Here is a 21710-nt window from a genome sequence, read left to right as displayed (position 1 = left end):
CGACCGACGGGCACACACGGGCTCGCGGGCGAGACCGGGACGATTCAGCCGCCCGCCGGGTAGCTCGACAGCCGGTTGTCCTCCAGCACCAGCCCGACGAAGGAATTGACGAGAAGGGGCGCGGCTTCGGGCCTCGTGGGCATGTCCGCGCCGGTCCGCGCGTCCAGCGCAACGGGGCCGCCCACGCCCCGGCCGTAGACCCGCCCGTGCCAGACCGCAGTCACCCTCGGGGCCTGGCGGTCTCCCTCGCCGGCCTTGAGCGCCCACAGGGACTGCCCGGTGGCCGGGTCCACCGCGGCGACCGCGGAGGAGCTCGCGCACACCAGCGTGCGGATCTGGTCGTAGGTGCACGTCGTCGACTCCAGCCCCGGGGGCATGGCAGCACGGAGCCGTCCGCTGGTCATGTCCAGCAGCTGGTCCACCTTCGAGCCGTCAGGCAGCTGACCTGCAACCCGGACCGTGAGGGGACCGGCCGCCTCCATATCCGCGGCGTACGTGGCCACCCCCCGCCACTTCTCGGCGCCGGTGGCAAGGTCGACGCCGACCGGGACAGGCGTGAGGGGCTCACCGTCCAGCAGACCGGAGACCATCCCCGTGCCCACCGCGACGGCCTTCACACCGGGAGCGGTCCACCGCAAGGAGTGCGCCGTCGTGTCGATGCCGTACGACACCGAGGCGTCGTCGCCCACCACGGTGACCACGGCCGTACCGTCCAGCGCTCCGACGGCCGCAACCTTGATCTTGCCGGACTTCGTCGCCCACTCGGGCAACTTGACCGCGGCCCGCCAGGCGGCCTTGTACGGGGCCGCCGTACCGACGGCGATCACCTCGACCACCGCCCCGGCGGCGTACGTGCCAGTGGCGGGCGTCGTCATCAGGGCCGGGATCAGAACCTCACTGCCGGCCAGGACCGGTGGCAGGGTGAAGCCCTCGGTGCCGCTGCGCAGAGCCTCGCCCCGGGCCGCTTCCTCGCCCACGGTGCGGCCGGTGGCGAGATCGACGACCTGTACCCCGGTGGGGGAGGCGACGTAGGCCACCGTGTCGTGCAGGAGGACGGGCAGGTCGGTGCCGCCGCCGCGGACCTGGCCCGCGAGGTTGGTCCGGCCCGTCGTGGCCACCTCGGGGAGCAGCACCTTGCCGCGGGTGTCGAACCAGTTGGGCGGGTCGTGCGCTACCAGCTTCGGCTCCGAGGACGGAGCCGGTGAGCTGGCCGCGGGCGGGGGCGTGCTGCTCGGCTTGGCGTCATCGGCCGCCGGACCGCACCCGGCGACGAGACCAGCGGTCAGGGATAGGGCGAGAACGAGCGGCCGGACAGGAGCACGCACAGGTACCTCACTCGGTCGGACAGGCGGGAAAGATCACGTCGGAGAATACGTGTTGCCCGGCGTCCAGTTGGGGCCCCGGCCAAGAGGTCCGCTATGCCTTGGGGGCGGGCGCCGGGGGTACCTTCCGCTGCTGGGTCTGAGGCAGCCTCATCGGGACCAGGCTCATGCTCCGGGCACGCAGGTGCAGGCCGAAGTCGTTGCTCAGCACCCGGGTCTGCACGCCGAGCTGATCGAGCTCGGCAGCGCACAGAAGGATCTCCATGTCCGGGTCGCCTCGCCGATGCCCCGGCGGATCGAGGCGGACCTCCAGCGTCGCGTCGGACCGCACTTCCACGGCCTGACCGGGAGCGGTGTCCTCCAGGGCCTTCTCCAGGAAGCGGATCGCCTTGGCGGCCTTCTCGCTCAGGGGGTTGGTCCCGCTCTTCTGCTGATCGAGCTCGTCAATCACGACGAGCGGTATGACGAGCCGGGCCAACTTCCCCTCAAGGCCGTTCTCGCGCAGCACCTCGGTCCACTTCACCTCGTCCGGCCGGGACCAGTGGTTCAGGGCGTTGGTGTCGTAGACGATCGCCACCCCGGGCCGCTCTGCGTACAGGCGCAGCTGCTTCACCTGCTCCTGGGCCCCCTCGATGGCCGCGATCTGCCGCCGTACCTCGCGCACCAGGGTTCCGTGCAGCATGGGGGAGGCGCCTGCGGTCGTCGCCAGCTGCCAGTACTGGCCCTCGTAGAGACCTGCTCCGAGATCGGGATCGGTCAGCGCCTGGGAGAGCTGGGTGTGGGTGTCAGTGACCGTCTGGAAGTACTTGGTCCACAGCTGGTCCTGGTTGTCGTGAAGGTTCTGCCACTTCACGAGGGCGGCTGCGAGGTCCTTCTCGGCGATGTCCAGGGTGTAGCCGGGCTTCAGTCTCATGGCGGAGATCCTCGCAGAGCAGCAGAGGCACGAGGGGGAAGATCCCACAGCCCGGCTCGTAGGGGCTGGCTGGTGTCGACGATGCCTCGGCGGCGGCGTGAGGGTGCACGAGGCACGCCCCCTTCGATACGGGGCCGAGGACGCCCACTCGGGTGGGGCGTTCCTCGAGCACCCGCCCCGAAGGGGGCGTGGGGAGCGGAGCGTCAGGAGACGGTCGCGAGCGCGGTACCCGCGGGCGGTCCGGCGACGGGATCGCCCGGGCCCGCCGGCTGCGGGGTGAACTCGCTGCCCCGGCCCTTCGACATTTCGATCAGGACGCCCCGGGCTGCGAGGCAGTCCCCGGCCGCACGATGGCCGCCGCCGAGCCGCAGCCACCGGTTCGAACCGAGCCACGAGGCGTACGCCTCCATGAGGCAGTACCAGGACTCGTACGGCTCCAGGTGCAGCGGCTTCTTCTCGGCCCGCCGGACGTCGCCGAGGATCACGGAGCGGTCGAACTCGGAGTTGTAGGCACAAATGACCCGGCCCTTGGTCACCTTCCGCAGGCGCGGAAGGATCTTCTCGAAGGGCCTCGCGTTTTTCACGTCGGCGTCGGAGATGCCGTGCACATGCCGGGCGCCCTCGGTGATCGGCACCGTGGGCTTCACCAGAGTGTCCTGGAGAACCTTGCCGGTGGCCGCGTCCACGACAGCGAGCTCGATCGTCTGCCCGTAGAGGTCGGTGGTCTCGGTGTCCAGGATGACCGCGGCGCCCGGCTCCAGGAGCTGCCGGGCCCGGCGGGTGATCCGGCCCCAGGCCGGACACAGGGTGATCTCGTCGGCGTAGGAGCCGACGACCGGGTGGGTGGCGAGCTCGTCGCGGACGGTCTCCTTCGTCGGGCCGTCCTCGGTACGCACCCAATCCAGCTCCCAACTCCCCGAGTACGGGGAGTGCCACGCCCATACCGTGGTGCCGTACCGGTCGGCGAGCTCCTGCGCGAAGCCCTTCATCGTGGCGGCACGAGTGGGCGCGAGCTTGGCGTACTCGCGCAGCGGCGACCGCACCCCCTTGCCCAGACCGCGGGCGGACTCCCAGTCCACCCCGGGCATGTCCCGCAGGTCCCGGACGTCCCCGAGACGGAACAGCGCCACGGTCACGGACCGCCGCCGACCTACCTCCTTCTCGTAGGTCTCGGCGGGCTCGATCCAACCGGCCGCCTCCACGTACCGCCAGTCGGCGGGCCTAATCTCCAGGATGTCGCAGGCCGCCTGCGCGGTGATGTACTGCTCGCCGTCGGCCTCCACGGCGAGCCTGTCCAGGTCGGCGATCAAGTACCGCTCGTCAGGGCCGGTGGTGATGCGGCCCGCGCGGCCCATGCGGGCGATGTCGCTCCAGTGCCACCCGATCCGCGCCGCCGCCTCGTCCCGGGGCAGGGTCGCCTCCTGCCAGGCCACCCGCTTGGCGACGATCGCACGGATCAGCTCGACATCGAGCTCGCGCGCCGTCTCGGTCGAGAACATCGGCCAACCCTTGTACGAGTCGACCTCCACCAGGTGTTCCTGCTGGACGAGCGTGGTGACGTCCGCGCTGCGGACCGGCTCCCCGGTGAGCTCGGCCAGCATGGCGGCGATCCGGGTGGCGCCCAAGGCCTCCGGCCACGTCGTCGCCTCCGGCGGCGCGGCCTGCTCCGGGACGGTCGCCTCTGCCGTCGTGGTGGTGTCCGTCATCGGTGTACCTCCGTGGTCTGCGAATCGGTGGACGAGTGGCGCCCGTTGCGGGGCGCCTGCTGCTCTGTGGGCCGGATCCGTGGCTGGGGCCGGTGGTCCCGGGGGCCTTCGCCGGCCCCCGGACCCCCGCTCCCCCCGGTACCGCCCGGCGCGGTCAGGTCGTGGGTGGTGCCTGCCGTTCGCGCCGGTCGGCACCGGGGCCTGGCACCTTGGGTGCAGGTGGCGTGGTGGGGACTGTCGGATGAGACGGGAAGGGGTCAGAAGGGGGGTTCGTCGGAGTACAGGTGCGCGGGGGGCTGCCACAGGCGCAGCAGGGCGTCCGCGATGCTGTCGCCCGCCCCCTGGCCGATCTCCCGGCCGTCGGACGCCCGGGCCACGGCGGTGTAGCGGGGGTCCTCCGGCTCATGGAGGAGATCCCCGTGGTCGTCGACCGCACCGTCTTGACCCGGATCGAAGCCCAGGACGACGGTGCCGCCGCTCCTCAGCAGCCGGTCCACGTCTATACGCTCACCGGCTTTGGGACGGTGTACGAGGGTGACCGCGGCGACCACGGCGGCGACCGGACGGCGGTGCCGGGTGAGGACCTGCGCGGCAGCCTCGGGCACCCGGGTCGCGTCCGCGACCAGATCGCCCAGCTTGGGCCGCGCCTCGCTCAGCGACCACACCGGGCAGCGGCCCGCCTCGACGACCTCGCGCACCGGCACAACCGCGGCCCACTCCCGGTACCCGCGGCTCTCGGCCGTGACCAGCGTGATGGCCCCCTCCTCGGCGGCCGCGACCACCTGCCCCCACCGGGCGCGGGCCTCCTCGATACCGAGCGGCTGGCCCCACTGGAGCACCAACTCCCGGTACGCGGACGGCGTCGACGCCGGTTCGGATCCTGCTGACGGGCTCGTGGATGTCATGCCAGCAATGTAAGCACCCTTACGGATTCCCCGTAAGCATCCTTACGGAAAATGGTGATGGCGGTCCCGTGTTGCGGGACGTCAAACCCGGCTTGGCCTTCGCCACTTCACCCGGCGCGGCCTGGTGAGACAGCCGTAGGCAGCCGGTCCGGGGCGTTCCGGAACAGCAGGCAGAGGATCACCCGGAAGGATTCCCCGACATGAACACCCGCCTGTTCACCCTGACCCCCACGAGGAGTACGAGCCTGGCCGTCCGGCTTCGGGGCGGTCGACTCCCCTCTACCGTGGGCGCAATGACACCACGGCTCGACGATGTCCTCGGCGCGCTCTCACTGGAGGACCGGCTGGAGATCGTCCGCAGGGTCCGGACCGGATCCCTGACCCTGCGGGACGGCGACCGCGTGAAGGCTGCCCGTCGGCTGCGCGGGTCGTACATCGACGAGGAGCTGGAGGCGGAGGGCGAGGACTACCGCGTCCCGTACGACGTGCCCGCCGGCGCCCTCGGCCGGTTGGTCCGGGTCCGGCGGTACGTCACCCCGTTTCCGTACCACGTCGTCTTCGACACCGGCGAGGAGCTGAGCCTCGGTACGGACGATGTCGTCCGTACCGACGAGCAGCGCTCCGCGTACGAGCGCGAGCTGGACGAGTCGCTCTGGCACATCCCGGAGAGCGATCTCTTCAGGAGCCGCTGCTCGCGGTGGATCGACCGGGTCGGCCGCCCCTGCCCGCAGTTCTCCTTCCACGAGGGACCGTGCGGACTGCCGCCGCGGCGTTAGGGCCGTCCGTCTCCTTCAGCCGTGAGCTGGTGAACGGTGCGGGACTCCTTGGTCGGGCGTAGCGGGGCACCGTCGGGACCGCGTACGTATTCGACCACGGTGATCTCCTCGTGGTGGTGGAGCTTCTTGTCGGGGTCGTCCCGGTGCAGCCTGGGGTTCATGCAGTGGGAGCGGTCGTACTCCGCGATCACCTGCCGGTAGTCCAACGTTCGCCCGCCCGGCACGGGTGCGGCCGGGGCCGATACAGCAGGTTGGGGGCGGCGGCCCCGGAGCGTGATGAGGTGGACTGCGGAGTCGTCCTCGACTCCTTTGCGCCGGTCGCGGCGCAGGTCAGTGGGCTTGCGTTCCTGGACGCGCTGCTCTGCGATCGGGCGCTTGGTGACCTGCTCCTGGGTGATGAAGTCCCAGCACGCGTAGACGACGTGGCTGATCTCGTCGGTGGTGCCCAGCAGCATCGGTTCCAGGGACTGGGAGGCGCCGACCGTGGTCTCGTTGTCAGCCAGCAGAGGCGGTGTGCCGGGGATGGCGTGGCGGGGGCGGGTCCAAAGGGTCAACCACCATGCCGGATGCTCACGGCCGTCGACGGGCTCGACGTACTGCACGCCCTCGTCCAGCCCGAAGTAGCCCCAGAACGGCTGCCGCGGCCCGGCCACCGAGGTCGGCTGGATGTGCTTGGGCGCGTGCGCGAAGTCCGCGGCCCATGGCCCCCAGGACACCGCGACCACGTCCGCCGGCCGTTCTCCGTCGTCCAGCACGGTCCGCACCAGCGGCTTCCCGAAGGCGATAAGCCCGTACTCGGAAGGCACCCGGTGCAGGGCCAGCGGCCCCTTGCGACCACGCTCCGCCTTGCGGATCGCGGCCTCGGTCATCTCTTCATCAACGTGGTACAGCCGCGCTTTGGCGAGCCGATTGTTCTCCTGGGCGAGCAGCACCCGGGCCGCGTCGTCTGGGGAGTCCACAAACGGCACGAGGGTTCCTGAGTTCTCCAAGAGCGCGCGAGCGAGCCGGTTGACGGCATTCTTGCCCTGCTGCGCCGCAATGAGCCGGGCACGCAGGTCGGGCAGGCGTTTCGGCTCGATCGGTTCGATGGCCGCCGTGGCGGGGAAGCGGCTGGGCCCTGCTTCGAGGATCGCGTGCACACCGGAGCTGATCGCGATCAACCTGCTGGCGTCATCGGGAGAGGCCGCGCAGGCCCGCCGTACCCGTTCGGTCAGCTGTGCGTCGGCATCGCCGTCGACGGCGGCCTGGACCAGGCTGGTCAGTGCCGCGTCCATCGACGGCAGGGAGCGGGCGACGCTGAAGTGCCCGAAGCCGTTGGCCTGCCAGCGCTCCGCGGCCGCGCGGCACATGCTCAGCACCGCCGCGACCACGGGGGCCTGCCGGTCCAGCAGGGCGATGTGCGAGTTGTGGGCGCGGATCAGCTCGGCTGTGAGGGGCGTCGCCCCGGACAAGGCTTCTCCCGTCAGAGCGACGAGCTGCTCGGCGAGAGCGACGTCCTGCGGAGTCGGGGTGGAACTCGGGCCATCGGTGATGCCGGACATGCCCGCCAGTATCCCAAAGGCGGCGTCCTCGACGAACCAGCCGATCGGACGACGAAGCGGCCGAGGGGGAGTGTCCCGTCGGCCGCTGTTTGTGAGCACGTGCCCACGCTCGACCTTGGTCGCACTCGCCCCGGCTGCGTGCCGCTCGTTCTGCTGGCAGCGATGTGCCCTACCGTGGAGCCACGGCCAGACGCGTACCGCCGTTCGCCGCCGTGCCGGGTGCCCACGCCGCCTGGCGCAAAGTCGGCCAAGGTCCTCCGGGGCCCGCGGAGTGCAGCAGACCGCCCCGGCTCGATTCGCCGGCGGGCAGCGTGGGAGTACCGCCAGGCTGGAGTCGACCGTGCCGAAGAAGCAGTCCACCGCCGCGCAGCGCGCCCGCGAAGCCGCCCGCCAGGGCGGCAAGTACACCCAGGCCCTGCGCACCGCAGACGGCCCGGCCCTCAGCGACCCTGGTCCGGACGATGCCTATGGTGGCCACGAGTTCGAGTATGAGAGCAGCACCGACCTGTTCCGCTGCACCGAGTGCCGGGTCTACGAGGTGGCGGCCCGGGCAGACGGGATGATCAAGCCGTGTACCGGTTTGATCGGTTACAGGGGGGACACCGCGCGGGTCTATCTGCTGCTGACCGAGAACCCGGACCTCCCGTTCAGCCACGTGGGCTTCCTGGCCACGAAGGTCAGCAGCACCGGCATCGGCCAGGCCCCGCGGTTCTCGTGGCGGGACGGGAAGCTGCTGGTCGAGTCGGCGCCCAGTGTCGTCGCCGAGCTGGCCCGCCAGGTCGAGCTGATCGCCACTACCGTCGAGGACCGGCAGGTCCCGGTCGTCGCCTCGGTCGAACACCTCACCGCGGAGGCTGGCTTGGCCGTCCTCGCGAAGAACTATGCGGCCTACGTCGCCGAGTACGGCGAGGACGCGTAGGGGCGTTGCTCGCCGAACAACCGTCCAGGAAGTGGTATTGGACGCGCCGCCTGCCTGTCGTCAAACGATGCCGACAGGGGGGATGGGAACAGCCGTCCACGGGCTGCGATCCGGCTAGGCCCTCACTCCTCGGAGTCGCGCGTGGCGGGATCAATGCCGACGGCGCGGAGGACTTCATAGACCGTGGTTCGGGAGAGTCCGGTCGCACGCCTGATGTCCTGGACGTTCTCCATGCCATCGTTCCACAGCTCCACGGCGATGCGCTTGAGGGCGTGAGCGGCGCCGAGGCGCTGGGTGCGCCAGTCCTCGGCCGAGGCGAGGAGCTGCTCGCGGCCGGAGGTCTTGTTTCCTTCCCACCCGGTGGCCCGCGACCAGACCTTTTCCGCGACGTCGTCTCCGAGTTGGGCGTGGAGGCGGGCGTACAGGCAGGGGAAGGCATCCTGGTCCTCCTCCTCGGCGATGAGCTGGCCCAGGGTCCAGGGGTCGGTGGGCAGCCGCGGGTCCAGGTGCTTGCTGCGCGGGTTGGCGACGACGACGAACGCGTCGACCTTGCTTTTCAGGCGTCGGCTCTCGAACGGCCCGATCCGCTCGGCGTAGCGCTCGGCGTTGGTCTCGGCGATGAACGGCCCGATGAGCGCCGGGGGGTAGTCCTGCGGGGTGACGAGCACCGCATAGGTCTTCAACATGTCCACTACTGTACATGTCCAGCAGTGGACATGTGGGCGTTGAAGGCCACCGGGTGCCGCAGGGTGGCCGGGAAGCCGCTTGAAGACCATCACCATCCGAAGCGCCGGTAGTTATGTAGGACATGGAACCCACCACGGTCTTCGAAGCGATCACCTGCGTCCCGGCTCCCCGGGACGAGGCCGTCGTCGCCGAGCCGATGAACCTGGAGAACGCGGGGGCCGCGTGCGAGTTCTGCCCGAACGGGCCGATCGTCGGTATCGAGTCGCCGCCGGTGGTGTGGGCCTTCCCGGCCCGGCAGGCCGAGCAGTCCGTCGAACTCGTCCCCGGCTCGGGCATCCGGATCGGCATGCCCATCGCCGCGATGCTCTGGAAGGCGTGCGAGCGCTGCCGCCAGCGCATCAAGGCCAACAAGTGGGCCGACCTGGCCCGCGAGTGCGGCTACCCCGAAGGCAGTAACGGCTCCCTGTCCTGGGAAAGCTTCCGTGTCGCGCGCCTGCCCGGCCCCGGCTACGCGTGGCCGCTGGTGGCGCACAAGCTGCCCACCGTGCACAAGCACGTCCGCGACGCCTGGGAGAAGGGCAAGCTCGCCTTCGCCAACCACGTCCGCGAGCGCCTGGAGCGCGCCGCGCTGCTCGTGGAGCTCGACGGGCACCTGTACGTGCGCTGCGGCCAGGATGGCGACGACGCCTGGCTGGTCGAGAACGTCGGCCCGGAGATCGTGGCGCCGTTCAGCTTCCACCTTCAGGGCCGCAGCATCCGCCTCACCCTGCTCCCGGCCCAACCGTGACACCGCGGAAGTATCGGGTGGGCGTCTCTGAGATCACTCGGCGACCTCCTTCTCGGTGGCGGCCGCGTCGACGGCGGCCTTTACCCACTTCGCCGCGGCGGCCACGGTCTTGAACGCGGTGTCGCCGCTGACCGTCTTCCAGGTGAAGTAGGGCTCCGTGCGGACGCTGGGCAGATGGCGGACCTCCAGGAGGGCGGCAGCGCTCCACACGGTGGCACCGCGCGAGCCGCGGCCTTCCACGATGGTGCCGACGATGTCCTTCTCATCCAGCTGTTCCACCCTCTCCAGCGTGCAGAGGTAGGAGTAGGGGGTGGAGTCGTGGAGGCGCAGCAGCGGCGGGCCGGGGTAGAGCCACAGCCCGGCCACGGGCTTGGGGGCCTGCCCGTAGCCGGTGCTCGCCGTGGTGGTGCTGCGGTCGCTCTGCTCCTCTCCGGTGATCAGCCTCACCACCTGGCAGGAGCGGCACAGCAGCCGTACGGTCACCTCCTCGTACTGGTCACCGTGGTCGCAGTCATCGTTCGGGCAGGAGTGCGCGGGCCCGCCGCGGCGGTTGCGGTGCTGTCCGAACTCCGTGCGGAGGTCGACCTCCCAGGACGGGCGTGCGCAGTCGGGCCGGTGGGCGGGCCGGGTCCACCCCAGGTAGGCGGACAGGGCATCGGAGCTGCTCAACGGACGGCCTCCTCGTTGACCGCGGGCAGAACGAGGGAGCGGCGGCGGACGCCTCCGCGCGGGCCGAACTCCAGCACGGCGAAGGGCTCGCCGGCCGGGCGGACGGGGCGGCCGCCGTCGTCTCCCTCGACCTTGTAGAGGAAGATGACGGACTGCTGGCTGCCGTAGAACTGGGCGGTGGCCATGGTCCGGCCGTCGGCACGGCGCTCGGTGTCGGTGTTGATGGTGCCCGCCGCCTGCGGGGTGCGGGCCCGGAGCGAGGCCTTCGCGGCACGGGTAGAAGGCCACCATTCCAGGGGGCGCGCGCCGGGGGTGCCCTGGGGCAGGGAACCATCGGCGGTCGGCTGCCAGATACCCCAGGTGCGTACAGCGGTGCTCATCAGTGGCTCCCCTCGGTCTCTTCGGTCGGAGGCTGCTTGTGCTGGGCGACGATGTCGCCGGACGCGGTGGTCGTCACCGGAGCGCCAGTCCCTCGGCCGCGTCCGTGCCGGCGAAGAGGGAGTGGTACAGGTCCATCCGGCCCGCGGCGTGCTTGGCGGCGGCGTACCGCTGAACCGCGTTGCCCACGTCGAAGCCGGGGTTCGAGCCGGTCAGTCCGGCGCTGAAGCAGCCTTCCGGCAGCAGGCGGGCCGCGTCTGGGTCGCTCGCGCGCAGCCGGGCCAGGTTCGCATCCAGGACCGCGTGCGCGGCCAGCTCCTGTGCCCAGTCCCTCGTGCCCTCGTCGGTGGCTCGTGCCCACGCCCGGGCCGTCACGGCGTCGGAGGTCTCGTGGCCGTGTTCCTGCTCGTACTGCTCGGCTACCTTCCGGCAGCGGGTATCGGCGCACAGCACGCGGACCTCGGCCCACACCATGCCGTGCTCCTTGCGGAAGACGACCCTGGTCGCGGCGGTGCTGCCGTCGCGCAGGGCCGCGCAGTCGAAGCTCTCGGCTTCCGCACGGAGGCCGTCCAGCACGGCGGCGACGAGAGCACCCCGCCCGTGCTGGGACAAGGTGGCCTCGCCCCAGCCGAGGGACTCGGTGTGCACTACGGCGTCGGTACGGTCGGACAGGGTGGCGGTGGCGATCGACGACAACGGTCAGCCCTCCTTGCTGGTGCGGTCGGTGGCGATATGGCTGATGAGGGCGAAGAGCACGGTCAGAGCTCCTGCGGCGAGCGTGGGGTAGGCCAGGAGGTTGCACATCTTGTCGGCCTGCTGGCCGAACACGGCGGACAGGCTGTTCCCGGAGAGGTTGTCCGGGCGCTGGTAGTCGTAGGTGCTCATGGCCGTGCCGACGGCGGTGAGGATGATGCCGATCGACATGCGAGCGAACAGGCTGCGCTCCCGCAGGCCTCCGGGGGCGAGCCCCAAGTCCTTCTCGAAGGCCCACTCTGCGGCGGCCTTGGCCTCGATCGCCTCGGCAGCATCGAGGTGGTGGCGCTGTGCGGCGGTGTGGCAGTCCTTGTTGTCGCACAGCACGCGGCCGGTCATCGTCACCGACCCGTCCGGGTGCGGGTCCGTGACGATGACCGCCGGGGTGAACTGGGCGTAGGCGCAGCTCAGGGCGGCCTCACGGACGCCCCTGCGGACCGCCCTCTCCATGAAGTCGCGGCCATCGGGCACCGTGGCGAGCTGGTCGGCGCTCCAGCGCTGGCGGTCGGTGTGCACCGTGTAAGACCGGTCGAGCGGTGGGAGTGTGATGGTGACGGGAACGTTCAGCGGCACGTCAGTTCTCCGTCTCGGTACGGGAGTCGGGCGGCGTCTGGTTCCACTCCTTGGCGAGCTGGTCGAGCTGGGCTCGGCCTTCCGCCGTGAGCGTCACGGGGGCGGAGCCGCGGGAGCCTCCCGTCCAGGTCGGAAGGCTTCCGGCCGGGTCCAGGTCCACGGCCGTGACGCGGGACTGGACCGGGTACGGCTCACGACCCTGCCGGATCAGCCGGTCGATCTCCTTCCGCACCCCCTCCGGCGACCGGTCGGGGAAGAGGTTGTTCTCCCGGATCAGGTGGGCAGCCTCGTCCAGCATCACGACCGTCTCGTTCTCGGGCATAGCCGCGACCACGTTGAAGAGATAGCTGGTCTTGCCGAGGGCGGCCTTCTCCACCTCGCGGTGGCGCTTGAGAACCTCGACGGTCTGAGCCTGGAGCTTGCCGGCGGCCCACGTGCGGGCGGCTTCGGCCTCGGCGTCCTCGCCGACGGCGAGGAGGTAGCCCTCGGCGGCCGCCGCGCAGATGTCGGAGTTGCACAGCATGCGTGCCACCGCATCGGCCCCGACGAGGTCCTCGATGACCTCGACCTCGACCAGTTCGGCGGCGGCGCACTCGGAGACGGACCTCAGACCCCTGCGGGCGCTGCTCTCCAGCTCCGCGAGCTGGTCGACGGTGAGCGGACCGGGGGCTGCGCTGTCCAAGCGGACGCGGTGGATGTGGACGGTGTAGTGGTGGTCGGGGTGACCCGGGACCAGCAGCAACGGGATGCTCAGCGGCATGGGGTGGTCGGCCTTTCGAGAGGTGGGATGGTCACGGGGCTTCTGCCGGCGGACGCAGCTCGGCCGTGAGGAGGGTGGCGCGGATGGATCCGGTGACCGCCGTATCCACGACGGTCCACCCCGCGTACAGCTGCTCGCGGCGGCCGATCATGGGATGGGATTCGACGATCGTGCCGATGTGGTCGGCCCACGCCTGGACCGCTGCGCGCTGCTCGGCGGGGGTGTAGGTGCTGCTGTCGGCCTCACCGGCCAGTGACCCGCCGGGGTCGAGTGTCCAGGTCAGCGGTGGCAGATCGTGCGCGGCGCCGTCCCGGAGGAGGTCGGCGAGCACGGTGTGCGCGGCACGCTGCCAGCGGTAGCGGGTGCCGCTGTTCACGGCATCGGTCACCGGCTGTTCCGTTCGTGGATCTGGCGGAGAAGGCGCCGGTTGACGACCCGCCTGGGTGTCATGCCCTCGATCACGTTCTTGGCCCGGCCGGAGTGCACGCGCATCAGGCCCACGAAGAACCAGGCCATCGCGGCGGCGCCGAGCAGCATGGCGACGGTGAGGAAGGTCGGCATCACACGTCCTCCCGGTACGTTGCCAGGGCCTCGCCGTCCGGGCCCACGGTGCCTTCCATGAGGCTGCGGACGTAACCGGCCTCCCAGGACCCGGAGCGGTTGCGCAGGACCTCTTCCGTGCCGCCCTCCTTGGCGGCGACGGTGCACAGCGCGTGCGCGAGGAACTCGGCGACGTCGCGCCCGTCGGCCAGGGCCTCGGCGATGACGTCGGCGGCACGGCGGGTCAGATGGTCCATGGTGTCGGTGGCCTTTCATTGGCGGAACGGTGGTGGTTGCAACGGTATGTCCGGGTGCTGACACCGGTAGGCACGAGCACCCAAGTCGGCTCTACGCCACGGTGGTTGTGCCGGTGGGCAGCCGGGTCTCGGAGTCGAGTCCGTCCTGGCGGAGGATGCCCTCGGCGACGGCGCGCAGTTGTGCCGCGCGACGGCGTCGGTCGGCTGCGGCGGGCTCCTCGATGACGGCGAGCCGCTCGAAGACCTCGGCGCGGGCGAAGTGCTTGGCGGCCCACACCGCGCGCTTCTCCTCGGCGGCATCCGTACCGGCCGCCGCCATCGCCGCGTGGTACGCGGCCTCGCACTCCATGCCCAGTTCCTCGGCCCGCTGCTCAAGGCGCTTCACCTCGGCGCGGCGGTCGTTGGCCTCCTGGCGGGCGGCCGGGTCAGACAGGGAGGGCAGGAGTCGGCTGATGGCGTCGCGGCCCTTGCCGACCAGGGCGTCGAGCCACTCGCCCAGGTACTGGGCGTGGGTGGCCGGGTCGGCCTCGCCGCGGCCGATGCCGCTGCGCTGGCGGCCCATCAGCACCCAGGCGGCGACCTTGGTGTTCCAGCGCTCGTGGGCGGACTGGCGGGAGATGTCGGCGGCGTTGCCGATGGCCGTCCAGCTCGCTCCGCGCTCGCGCTCGGCGATGACGGCCTTGGTGACCAGATCATCGGCGAGGCCCTGGATGAACAGGGCGTCGCGGAGCACGCGGCCGTGGTCGTCGTCGCGGTAGCGCTCGGAGACGTCGCGCAGTCCTGCCTCGACGATCTGCATGAGGGTGTGGGCGCGGGCGAGCATCGCCTCGTCGACCGGAGTCAGCGCCGGGGGTCGGGCCCGCTCGTCGGGTTGGTCGTTCGTCTCATCCATGAGCGTCAGGTTAGACCTGACGACTGACAGTGTCAGGGTTTTGCTGACATCTTCGGCCGGATTCACCCGCCGGAGTGACCGGAACGAACACACAGGATAATTACAGTTATCCTGTCAGGATGCTGACACCGGATCAGGATGTACCGCAATCAGGTGAATTGACCGACACGCCGGGTTCGGAAGTGGCCCGGTCGCCCCGCTCGACGCTCTCGACCCTGCGCAGCGATCCGCGCGACCTGTGGCCCGAGCACGCGCGGAAGCTGTACGAGCATCTGCTCGCGCTGTACGGCGAGGGCGATCCGTTGCCGACGCTCGCCGCGTCGTGGATCGCGCACCAGCGGTCGGCGAACACGATGAAGTCGTACGCCCGCGGGTTCCGCGTCTTCGAGGAGTTCGCCCGGGAGCACGGCGCTCACCCGATGGCCGTGAAGTTCACGCTCGCCGACGGCTTCCGGCTCTGGCTGGAGGTCACCCCGAAGTGGGTCCCGGTCAAGGGCGGCCCGCGGGGCGAGATGGCCCGCACGGGCGCCTTGTACTCGGACGCCTCCCGGGCCAACGCCCTGTCGGCCGCCTCCAGTTTCTTCGGCTTCCTGGACAAGATCAGCGAGGACGGGGTGAAGAATCCCTTCGACGCCGTGCAGCGCCCCTACCTGGACCCGGACTACTCTTCGACCCCCGGCTACACCGAGCGGGAGTGGGCAAAGCTGCTGGTCACGGCCCGGGACGAGCACCGTATCGCGGCGTACCGGCAGCGTACGTACGCGATGCTCCTGGTGCTCTACACCTGTTGCCTGCGCATCGATGCCCTCCTCAACGCCCGCGTGGCGGACCTCGCCTACGACAAGGGGCACCGCGTGCTGCTGCTGGAGAAGATGAAGGGCGGCGGGCGGGGCAAGAAGCCGATCCCGCCGGCGGCCTGGGACGCGCTCCAGAGCTACCTCGACGGCCGGACCGAGGGCTGGCTGTTCTGCACCGCCACCGGCGGCCAGCTCGACGAACCGGCCGTGTGGCGGACCCTCCAGGCCGTCGCCAAGCGCGCCAACCTGCCGCTGCGGGGCCCGCACGGCACGAAGGTCGACGCCATCACCCACGCCCTGGCCCGGCCGGACGCCCGCCCGGACAAGGTGCAGCGCTGGGCCGACCACAAGGACTCGCGCACCACTCAGCGCTACAACGCCCGCAAGGAACTCCTCGACGACAGCCCCGGCTACGGGCTTGCAGCCGACGTCGCCGGCGCCCTGGAGGAGGGAACTACCTGAACGCGGCTGGTCGATGGCCGTGCTCGGATCCTGCGGCTCAGCTGTTCACGTCACCCGATCGTGTGCAGAATTTCGCCAAGTTTCTCCGGGGGCTAGACGGGAGAGGGGGTGACCGGCACACTCGCTCATGTAGAACCCGAAGAACAGGACAAGAATTCACCGAAAGGACCCACATGACCGAGACCGTCGAGAACATCCGCCTCACCGCCGATATCGTGGCCACCACTCCGGACGGCCTGGTGCTGCTGATCGAACGCGGCTGGCCGCCGCACAAGGGCGCCTGGGCGCTGCCCGGCGGCTGGGTCGACGCCGGGGAGACGAGCCGCGCGGCGGCCGTGAGGGAGCTGGCCGAGGAGACCGGGCTGCGCGTGGTCGAAGGCGACCTGCGCCAGGTCGGCACCTTCGACCAGCCCGACCGCGACCCGCGGGGCCGTTTCGTCACCGTCGCGTACGCGGTGACCGTGCCCACCGGCACCGCGGTACAGGCCGGGGACGACGCAACGTCCGCCCGCTGGTGGCCCGTTGACTCCCTCCCCGCGCAGCTCGCCTTCGACCACGCCGACATCCTCGCCGCGGCGGCCACCGCGTGAAGATCACCATTGAGGGTGCCGACAAGGCCTTCGCCGAGAAGCTGGTCCTCCTGGCCGCCCAGCACAATGCGGAGCTGACCGTCACCACCGTCGACACCACGTGGTCCGTCGAGCGGGCCTTGCAGTACCTCGGGGACCTGCCGGCCAACGCCCTGCGCTTCGCCCGGCTCGTCGTCGACGCCGACGGGAGCGAGTCCGCGGAGACCCTGCGCGCCGAGTTCGCTGACCAGCTGCGCGGCCCGACCATCGCTCTGTCCCGGGCGGTGACGCGCGGGGTCCGCAAGGGCTGGTGGCCCGAGGGCACCGCGGCACCCGTCGCCGTCAAGTACGACCCCGACCACCCCAGCTGGCAGAAGGCCATCGCGTACACGATGACCAGCGAAAACGTCCCGGTCTTCCGGGAGGCCTTCGCCCTCATGATGAATCCGACCGCCGAGCAGCAGGAGACCCGGCCGTGAACATGCGCTTCCTCCTGTGGGTCGTCCTGTTGCCCGGGCTCATCGGGATCGCTGCCATGGCCGCCGTCCTGCTGCCGGGCGCCAACGACCTCAGTCTGCCCCGCGTCCTCGCCGGTGGCGCCGCCATGATGGCCGTTCAGGTCGCGGGCGGATGGATCGGCGGCTATCAGCTCGGGCGCCGCGGCCTGCTGCGGTGACCTGCCCGGCACAACCCGAGTGCAGCCGCTGCGGGATGACGGACACCACCTTCGTCCACGCGGCGGCCACCGGGTGGCGCCTGGTCCTGGGCCGCCTGACCTGCTCGTTGTGCGCAGGGCGCTTCCCCGCCTGGATGCGCCGCCGGTTCTGACCAACCCCCTCAACAGGAATCCAGAGAAGGAGAAACCATGTCCTATCCGCGGTTACTGACCCCGGAGCAGCAGCTCACGAGGGCCAAGCGCGACCTGGGCCTGCCGGTCATCGTCGCGATCTGCGGCAGCACGCGGTTCATGTCCGAGATGACGCAGGCCGATGTCCAGGAGACCGCCGCCGGCCGGATCGTGGTCAAGCCGGGCTTCGACCTCAAGGAACCGCACCCGCTGTGGGCCGACCCGGCGCGGGCCGAGGACCTGAAGGACGAGCTCGACAACCTGCACCGCGCCAAGATCCGGCTCGCTGACGAGATCCTGGTCGTCGGGGACTACGTCGGGGAGTCGACCACATCCGAGATCCGCTATGCGCGGGGCCTGGGCAAGCCGGTGCGCTTCACCCACCCCACCGTGGATCCCGACAGGTGGCCCGTTCAGGTGGCCTTCCCCCACGTGCTCCGGTTCATCGGCACCGACGTCACCGTCTCCGTGGAGGCCGTGGAGCCGGTGCCCGGCCTGCGGGTGTACGAGCTCCCGGAGGAGCTTCGCCAGGAGGGTCACGGCCGCATCTACCCGTGGCAGCTGGGGCACCACGACGGCAGGGCGATGGCGGCCTTCGCCTCCCAGGACGACGCCCTGCGCGCCGCCCGCGAGGTGGCGGACCTGGCCGACTGGACGCTCTCGGGCGCAGAGCTCAAGGCCTCCAAGGCGTTCGACCCCGAGGAGTACCTCCTGCGAGTGCGCGGACGTGCCAACGGCCTGCTGATCAGCACGGTCCAGCGGAAGGAGAAGGCGCTGTGACGCTCCACGACCCCATGGCCACCGCCGATGACCTGTGGCGCCGCCTCGTCGAGCACCAGCCCGCCGTCGCGGCCGCACTCGCCCTGAAGGTGCGGGAGCTGCCCGCCGACTGGGCCGCGCGCTCGCTCGGCGTCGCCCGCCCCGAGGCCGCGCTGGTGCTCCCCTCCTCCGGTCCGGAGCACCGGGTGGAGGTCGAGCCGTACGACACCGACTGGGAGAGCTGCCCCGCGTGCGCGGAGACCCATGACGTCGAGTGCCGCTACCACCAGGGCTTCGTGGCCGGACACGGTTCGCTGCACAAGCCGTTGCTGGACGCGGTCGCACTCGACCCGGAGGTCGCGGTGCGGACCGTCCTCCAGCAGCTGGCCGACGACGACGAGGAGATGCAGGGATGATCCAGCAGATCAGCACCCCCGACCGGGACGAAGCGGCGGCCGCGGCCGCGAGCTCCCTCCTCCTGACACAGCACCCCGCCGCGCAGTTCGACGCCACCGGCAAGGTGGCCACCGCCGGGTTCCTGTGCTCCGCGGGCCTGCCCGGATCGGGTCAGGTCCGGGTGGGCCACCGCACCCCGTTCCCGAGCGTGCTCAACGGGATCTCCTTTGACGGCGCCGCCGCCGAGGAGCACGTTCTCGTCTCCGCCTACGCCGACCTGCTGCGGGAGCACGGGTGGTCGGTCCGCGAGCTGGGGGCCGACCGTCCTGGCCTCCTCCTCTCCGCGCCGCCGTGCCCCGACTGCGTGGCCGCGACGGAGCCGTTCGAGGTGGAGGGTGAGCCGGTCTGGCGCTGCCCCTCGTGCCTGCGCCGGACGTACGGCACGGACGACCCGGACCGCGACATGGAGCTGCTTTCCTACACCGAGACGGACGCCGACGGCGGCGTCACCGTCTACTACGGCACCGGGGAGGTCGACATCGAAGCGACCGCCGAATGGGCCGTCCAGGACGACCCTGAAGACGTCGACCTCGGCCTGGGCACGGCGACAACGCGCTTCCTGGTCATCCCGGCCCTCGACCTCGTCCCCGGCACACTGCTGGTCGCGGTCGGCCCCGGGGCCTCGGGGAAGTCGACGTACGCCCAGGCTGCGGCGGTGGACGCTGTGGTCTGCCTCGACTCCCTGCGGGGCGAGATCGGCGGCGCCGCGGGCGACCAGTCCGTCACCCCGGCCGCCGTGGAGCGGCAGAACGCCCTCCTGGAGGAGCATCTGGGCGCCGGGAGGACGGTCTTCCTCGACAGCACCAATGTGGAGCCCCACGTGCGGGCCGGGCTGGTGGAGCGGGCCCGCCGGCGCGGGCGCCCCATCGTCGCCCTGCTCTTCCTGCCTCACCTCGACATCTGCCTGGCTCGCAACGCTCTGCGGTCAGCCGAGCGGCGCGTCCCCGAGAACACACTGCGCTGGCAGCACGGCCTCGCGCGAGAGGCCACCCCGGATGTCCTGCTCGGGGAGGGCTTCACCTCCGTGCACCACATCGAGCCCGTCCCGACAGGAGTCACCATGCCCACCGACGACGTTCTTGCCCCCGAGCGGATCGCGGATGCCGTCGCCGTACTGCGCAAGGCGCAGCAGGGCGACAAGAAGGCACACGAGGACCTCGTCGACTACTTCCCGGAGTACGAGGGGCTGGTGATGCAGACCGATCACGTCCGCTACCTCGAACTCGGCGCCCGCGCCGGTCTGGAGGCCACGCACCTCCTGATCATGCACATCGAGGCCGACACGTGGGGGGCGTCGGTGGACACCTACACCTCCGACCTCGGGAGCCCGCTCGCCTCCGTGAACCTCGGGGACTACACCAGCAGGACCGAGGCGGTCCGGGAGACGGTGCGCGCTGCGACGGAGAACGGGTGGGTGCTCGCTCCCGAGCACGAGTGGGCGGACTTCGACTGCGGCGGCGGGGAGATCCACATCCCCATCCATGCGCGGCCGGTCGTCAGGTGAGCCCGGCCACCGACGCGCCGCGCCTGGATCGGGCGGAGACGTACACGCAGACCGCTCACCGGATCTACGGCGACCGGCGGGCCACCCCGCCGTCGCGGGAGCTCCTCCTCGCTGTGGCGTACGCCCTCTTCGTTGCCCCGGGCGAGCCTGGGCGGGTGCTGAGCACCGCGGCCCGGGCCCTGGGCCGGAGTTCGGGAACGGGCCGCCCTCGGTTCGACGCCCTGGTCGCCGACGACGCGCCCCGCTACGAGCCGCCCGACGCGGCGGGCGACTGGGGCCCCGGGCAGGCTCCGGGGTGCGAGGCGCCGCGCCTGCGCCCGTACGTCTACCGGCCCCGCATCACGGTCAACGGGCCGAAGGAGAGCGCGGTGCCCCTGCGGCCCGAGTCGCCCTCCCCGGTCTACACCGCCGCCGCCGGGTTCAGCCCGGCGCCCGTCGACCAGCGCAACGCACAGGGGGTGTGCGGGGCGGCCTCCCACCACAAGGTGTTGGAGATGGACCCGCGCACCGGCTGGACAACCGCGCGGTGGTTCTGCAACCGGCACGTCGAGCACGCCGAACGGGTGGCCGAGCAGGTTCGCGAGCAGAACGCGGCCGCGCCCGAGCCGATCCCCAACACGGGCGGGCTACTGCCGGTCTACTTCAAGGCGCCGTGGGAGACGGTGTACCGCCGCTACGCCCCGGCCCGCTGGGAGCCGCCGTCCTACGGCCTGTCGGCCGACGACTGGCCTGACCCGGGCAACCCGCCGCCGCCGCGAACCCCCCGCCGTCTCCGGGCCGTCTGATCTCGGTTTATCTGGCCAGAATGACCACCAATCCGGGGCCAGGTCTTCCCGGCCCCCTCGCTGAAAGGAAGTCCCCTGATGGGCACGTACCTGGAAGACGTCGCCGCCGCTCTGCGGGAGCGGCGGGCATGGACCTGCATCTGTGGGGCAAGCAACCCGGATCACTACGACGCCTGCCACGACTGCCAGCGTCCCTCGTGGACGTGCGCTACCTGCGGGACCGTCAACCCGCAGGCGTGCAGCACCTGCAACGAGTGCGGGGGCGACACCCCCGACGAGCTCCTCGGCGACGCCGAGGAGGGGTACGAGATGACGCACGCGGAGTTCGTGAACCTCCAGGTCGGCCCGCGGGTCGTCGGGGGCCGCTACCGGCTCGTCGCCGGCGGCGAGGAGTACGAGGTGATCGAGATCGACCGCGGCCCGCGGGCCACCTGGCCGTCGTGGCAGATCACCGTCCGCTGGGCGACCGACGGCCGCGAGACCACCCACTGCACGGGCTGGGACGACCGGCGCGACTCCGTCGCCTCCGGACCGGCCACCCGCATGGAGGGCTCATGCTGAGCACCGCGATTGCCGTCCTGGGGACGCTGCTCGGTGCGGTGGTGGCCGGAGCCATCCAGCACCGCACGACCCGCACGAGCTTCATAGAGGCCCGCCAGGAGCACCGCCAGGACAAGGAGCTGGCGGCCGCCACCGCGTTCGCCGCCGCCCTCGCCGGCCACCGCCGCGCCATGGCCGTACGGGAGGGCCTGCGGCTCGACGAAGCCGCCCCCGAGGTCCTCGCCGCAGCCCGGGCTGAGTCCCACGCCACCCGCTCCGCCATCGAGGCGCCGAAGGTCACCGTCTCCATCCTGATGCCCTCGCTGACGGCGGCCGCCGAGGAAGCGGCCCGCGCCGCCGTCGCGCTGCGCGAAGCCCCGGACCACGAGAGCCTCGACGCGCTTCGCGAGAGGGCCATCGCGGCGGCGGACCGGTTCGTCACCGCCGCCGCCCTGCACTTCTCCACCGAAGGCAGCTGATCAACCTCGACGGGCCCCGCTCGTCACAACTGCCGCCCGGGGCTTCGCCAGAAGTCCGGAGGGCGCTACGCTCAAATCGGGTTACGCGGTCGTACCCGGCGACACGTCGCCGAAGGGGGTTCACACCTTCGACC

General features: G+C 71.1%; 27 protein-coding genes and 1 pseudogene. 13 read left to right on the top strand and 15 right to left on the bottom strand.

Annotated features, from left to right (window positions below; genetic code table 11):
* Positions 1-44: 44 nt before the first annotated feature.
* From OHS33_RS39635 to OHS33_RS39620, 4 genes are all read right to left on the bottom strand, one after another.
* On the bottom strand, positions 45-1325 hold the full coding sequence (locus tag OHS33_RS39635; protein ID WP_330335757.1) for a hypothetical protein: 1281 nt from the start codon (positions 1323-1325) through the stop codon (positions 45-47).
* 91 nt (positions 1326-1416) lie between these two features.
* Positions 1417-2235, bottom strand: a complete 819-nt coding sequence (locus OHS33_RS39630; RefSeq protein WP_330335756.1) for a PIN domain-containing protein — start codon at positions 2233-2235, stop codon at positions 1417-1419.
* Between the two features lie 203 nt (positions 2236-2438).
* A complete protein-coding gene (locus OHS33_RS39625) occupies positions 2439-3941 on the bottom strand; it encodes a 3'-5' exonuclease (protein WP_330335755.1) in 1503 nt (500 codons plus the stop codon).
* A gap of 257 nt (positions 3942-4198) precedes the next feature.
* Positions 4199-4846, bottom strand: a complete 648-nt coding sequence (locus tag OHS33_RS39620; protein ID WP_330335754.1) for a hypothetical protein — start codon at positions 4844-4846, stop codon at positions 4199-4201.
* Positions 4847-5139: 293 nt separating this feature from the next.
* Here OHS33_RS39620 and OHS33_RS39615 point away from each other — a divergent pair, with 293 nt between their 5' ends.
* Positions 5140-5622, top strand: a complete 483-nt coding sequence (locus OHS33_RS39615; RefSeq protein ID WP_330335753.1) for a hypothetical protein — start codon at positions 5140-5142, stop codon at positions 5620-5622.
* Here OHS33_RS39615 and OHS33_RS39610 read toward each other — a convergent pair.
* A complete protein-coding gene (locus tag OHS33_RS39610) occupies positions 5619-7163 on the bottom strand; it encodes a hypothetical protein (protein WP_330335752.1) in 1545 nt (514 codons plus the stop codon). The genes OHS33_RS39615 and OHS33_RS39610 overlap by 4 nt on opposite strands.
* Positions 7164-7503: 340 nt before the next feature.
* Here OHS33_RS39610 and OHS33_RS39605 point away from each other — a divergent pair, with 340 nt between their 5' ends.
* Positions 7504-8082 (top strand): hypothetical protein, encoded by a 579-nt coding sequence (locus OHS33_RS39605; protein ID WP_330335751.1) that lies wholly within the window; start codon positions 7504-7506, stop codon positions 8080-8082.
* A 122-nt stretch (positions 8083-8204) separates the two neighbouring features.
* Here the strand turns inward: OHS33_RS39605 and OHS33_RS39600 are convergent, their stop codons facing one another.
* The gene (locus OHS33_RS39600; protein WP_330335750.1) at positions 8205-8768 is read right to left on the bottom strand and encodes a hypothetical protein; all 564 of its coding nucleotides are present in this window, start codon (positions 8766-8768) and stop codon (positions 8205-8207) included.
* Between the two features lie 122 nt (positions 8769-8890).
* Here OHS33_RS39600 and OHS33_RS39595 point away from each other — a divergent pair, with 122 nt between their 5' ends.
* Positions 8891-9556, top strand: coding sequence for a hypothetical protein (locus tag OHS33_RS39595; protein ID WP_330335749.1), 666 nt, complete (start codon positions 8891-8893; stop codon positions 9554-9556).
* A 33-nt stretch (positions 9557-9589) separates the two neighbouring features.
* Here OHS33_RS39595 and OHS33_RS39590 read toward each other — a convergent pair whose 3' ends face one another.
* The 9 genes from OHS33_RS39590 to OHS33_RS39550 form a co-directional block, all read right to left on the bottom strand.
* On the bottom strand, positions 9590-10225 hold the full coding sequence (locus tag OHS33_RS39590; protein ID WP_330335748.1) for a hypothetical protein: 636 nt from the start codon (positions 10223-10225) through the stop codon (positions 9590-9592).
* Complete coding sequence (locus OHS33_RS39585; RefSeq protein WP_330335747.1) at positions 10222-10605, bottom strand: hypothetical protein; 384 nt, start codon at positions 10603-10605, stop codon at positions 10222-10224. Before OHS33_RS39585 ends, OHS33_RS39590 begins: the two co-directional genes overlap by 4 nt.
* Before the next feature lie 73 nt (positions 10606-10678).
* The gene (locus OHS33_RS39580; RefSeq protein WP_330335746.1) at positions 10679-11299 is read right to left on the bottom strand and encodes a hypothetical protein; all 621 of its coding nucleotides are present in this window, start codon (positions 11297-11299) and stop codon (positions 10679-10681) included.
* A 3-nt stretch (positions 11300-11302) separates the two neighbouring features.
* Positions 11303-11929, bottom strand: a complete 627-nt coding sequence (locus tag OHS33_RS39575; RefSeq protein ID WP_330335745.1) for a hypothetical protein — start codon at positions 11927-11929, stop codon at positions 11303-11305.
* 1 nt (position 11930) lies between these two features.
* On the bottom strand, positions 11931-12689 hold the full coding sequence (locus tag OHS33_RS39570) for a hypothetical protein (RefSeq protein ID WP_330335744.1): 759 nt from the start codon (positions 12687-12689) through the stop codon (positions 11931-11933).
* Positions 12690-12720: 31 nt separating this feature from the next.
* Positions 12721-13077, bottom strand: coding sequence for a hypothetical protein (locus OHS33_RS39565; RefSeq protein WP_330335743.1), 357 nt, complete (start codon positions 13075-13077; stop codon positions 12721-12723).
* A complete protein-coding gene (locus OHS33_RS39560) occupies positions 13074-13250 on the bottom strand; it encodes a hypothetical protein (RefSeq protein WP_330335742.1) in 177 nt (58 codons plus the stop codon). Before OHS33_RS39560 ends, OHS33_RS39565 begins: the two co-directional genes overlap by 4 nt.
* Complete coding sequence (locus OHS33_RS39555) at positions 13250-13486, bottom strand: hypothetical protein (protein ID WP_330335741.1); 237 nt, start codon at positions 13484-13486, stop codon at positions 13250-13252. The genes OHS33_RS39560 and OHS33_RS39555 overlap by 1 nt, the downstream gene beginning before the upstream one ends.
* 91 nt (positions 13487-13577) lie before the next feature.
* A complete protein-coding gene (locus OHS33_RS39550) occupies positions 13578-14378 on the bottom strand; it encodes a hypothetical protein (protein ID WP_330335740.1) in 801 nt (266 codons plus the stop codon).
* A gap of 158 nt (positions 14379-14536) precedes the next feature.
* Between OHS33_RS39550 and OHS33_RS39545 the strand changes: the two genes are divergently transcribed.
* The 10 genes and pseudogenes from OHS33_RS39545 to OHS33_RS39500 all read left to right on the top strand — a co-directional run bounded on the left by OHS33_RS39545 (position 14537) and on the right by OHS33_RS39500 (position 21576).
* A complete protein-coding gene (locus OHS33_RS39545) occupies positions 14537-15637 on the top strand; it encodes a tyrosine-type recombinase/integrase (RefSeq protein WP_330335739.1) in 1101 nt (366 codons plus the stop codon).
* Positions 15638-15810: 173 nt separating this feature from the next.
* Positions 15811-16227: an NUDIX hydrolase gene (locus OHS33_RS39540; protein ID WP_330335738.1), complete on the top strand. Its 417-nt coding sequence runs from the start codon at positions 15811-15813 to the stop codon at positions 16225-16227.
* Positions 16224-16685 carry a hypothetical protein gene (locus OHS33_RS39535; protein ID WP_330335737.1) on the top strand — a complete coding sequence of 154 codons (462 nt, stop codon included), beginning with the start codon at positions 16224-16226 and terminating at the stop codon, positions 16683-16685. The genes OHS33_RS39540 and OHS33_RS39535 overlap by 4 nt, the downstream gene beginning before the upstream one ends.
* The gene (locus OHS33_RS39530; RefSeq protein WP_330335736.1) at positions 16682-16882 is read left to right on the top strand and encodes a hypothetical protein; all 201 of its coding nucleotides are present in this window, start codon (positions 16682-16684) and stop codon (positions 16880-16882) included. Before OHS33_RS39535 ends, OHS33_RS39530 begins: the two co-directional genes overlap by 4 nt.
* 189 nt (positions 16883-17071) lie before the next feature.
* Positions 17072-17452: pseudogene (locus tag OHS33_RS39525) on the top strand (hypothetical protein); the annotation flags it as partial.
* A gap of 377 nt (positions 17453-17829) precedes the next feature.
* The gene (locus OHS33_RS39520) at positions 17830-18228 is read left to right on the top strand and encodes a hypothetical protein (protein ID WP_330335823.1); all 399 of its coding nucleotides are present in this window, start codon (positions 17830-17832) and stop codon (positions 18226-18228) included.
* Positions 18225-19772 (top strand): ATP-binding protein, encoded by a 1548-nt coding sequence (locus OHS33_RS39515; RefSeq protein ID WP_330335822.1) that lies wholly within the window; start codon positions 18225-18227, stop codon positions 19770-19772. Before OHS33_RS39520 ends, OHS33_RS39515 begins: the two co-directional genes overlap by 4 nt.
* Entirely contained in the window at positions 19769-20557 is a 789-nt protein-coding gene (locus OHS33_RS39510; protein WP_330335821.1) for a hypothetical protein, read from the top strand. Before OHS33_RS39515 ends, OHS33_RS39510 begins: the two co-directional genes overlap by 4 nt.
* Before the next feature lie 78 nt (positions 20558-20635).
* Entirely contained in the window at positions 20636-21118 is a 483-nt protein-coding gene (locus OHS33_RS39505; protein ID WP_330335820.1) for a hypothetical protein, read from the top strand.
* A complete protein-coding gene (locus OHS33_RS39500) occupies positions 21112-21576 on the top strand; it encodes a protein kilB (RefSeq protein ID WP_330335819.1) in 465 nt (154 codons plus the stop codon). The genes OHS33_RS39505 and OHS33_RS39500 overlap by 7 nt, the downstream gene beginning before the upstream one ends.
* Positions 21577-21710: the final 134 nt, after the last annotated feature.

Source organism: Streptomyces sp. NBC_00536 (assembly GCF_036346295.1).
Lineage (GTDB): Bacteria > Actinomycetota > Actinomycetes > Streptomycetales > Streptomycetaceae > Streptomyces.
Note: the sequence above shows the minus strand (reverse complement) of the source record. Positions and strands in the feature narration are given on the sequence as shown.

Bases quoted from the DNA above. Each gene is read 5' to 3' on its own strand.
- OHS33_RS39555 (WP_330335741.1), bottom strand. From the start codon at position 13,486: ATGGACCATCTGACCCGCCGTGCCGCCGACGTCATCGCCGAGGCCCTG.
- OHS33_RS39500 (WP_330335819.1), top strand. From the start codon at position 21,112: ATGCTGAGCACCGCGATTGCCGTCCTGGGGACGCTGCTCGGTGCGGTG.
- OHS33_RS39600 (WP_330335750.1), bottom strand. From the start codon at position 8,768: ATGTTGAAGACCTATGCGGTGCTCGTCACCCCGCAGGACTACCCCCCG.
- OHS33_RS39630 (WP_330335756.1), bottom strand. From the start codon at position 2,235: ATGAGACTGAAGCCCGGCTACACCCTGGACATCGCCGAGAAGGACCTC.
- OHS33_RS39625 (WP_330335755.1), bottom strand. From the start codon at position 3,941: ATGACGGACACCACCACGACGGCAGAGGCGACCGTCCCGGAGCAGGCC.
- OHS33_RS39515 (WP_330335822.1), top strand. From the start codon at position 18,225: ATGATCCAGCAGATCAGCACCCCCGACCGGGACGAAGCGGCGGCCGCG.
- OHS33_RS39585 (WP_330335747.1), bottom strand. From the start codon at position 10,605: ATGAGCACCGCTGTACGCACCTGGGGTATCTGGCAGCCGACCGCCGAT.
- OHS33_RS39550 (WP_330335740.1), bottom strand. From the start codon at position 14,378: ATGGATGAGACGAACGACCAACCCGACGAGCGGGCCCGACCCCCGGCG.
- OHS33_RS39570 (WP_330335744.1), bottom strand. From the start codon at position 12,689: ATGCCGCTGAGCATCCCGTTGCTGCTGGTCCCGGGTCACCCCGACCAC.
- OHS33_RS39540 (WP_330335738.1), top strand. From the start codon at position 15,811: ATGACCGAGACCGTCGAGAACATCCGCCTCACCGCCGATATCGTGGCC.
- OHS33_RS39620 (WP_330335754.1), bottom strand. From the start codon at position 4,846: ATGACATCCACGAGCCCGTCAGCAGGATCCGAACCGGCGTCGACGCCG.
- OHS33_RS39560 (WP_330335742.1), bottom strand. From the start codon at position 13,250: ATGCCGACCTTCCTCACCGTCGCCATGCTGCTCGGCGCCGCCGCGATG.
- OHS33_RS39505 (WP_330335820.1), top strand. From the start codon at position 20,636: ATGGGCACGTACCTGGAAGACGTCGCCGCCGCTCTGCGGGAGCGGCGG.
- OHS33_RS39610 (WP_330335752.1), bottom strand. From the start codon at position 7,163: ATGTCCGGCATCACCGATGGCCCGAGTTCCACCCCGACTCCGCAGGAC.
- OHS33_RS39595 (WP_330335749.1), top strand. From the start codon at position 8,891: ATGGAACCCACCACGGTCTTCGAAGCGATCACCTGCGTCCCGGCTCCC.
- OHS33_RS39615 (WP_330335753.1), top strand. From the start codon at position 5,140: ATGACACCACGGCTCGACGATGTCCTCGGCGCGCTCTCACTGGAGGAC.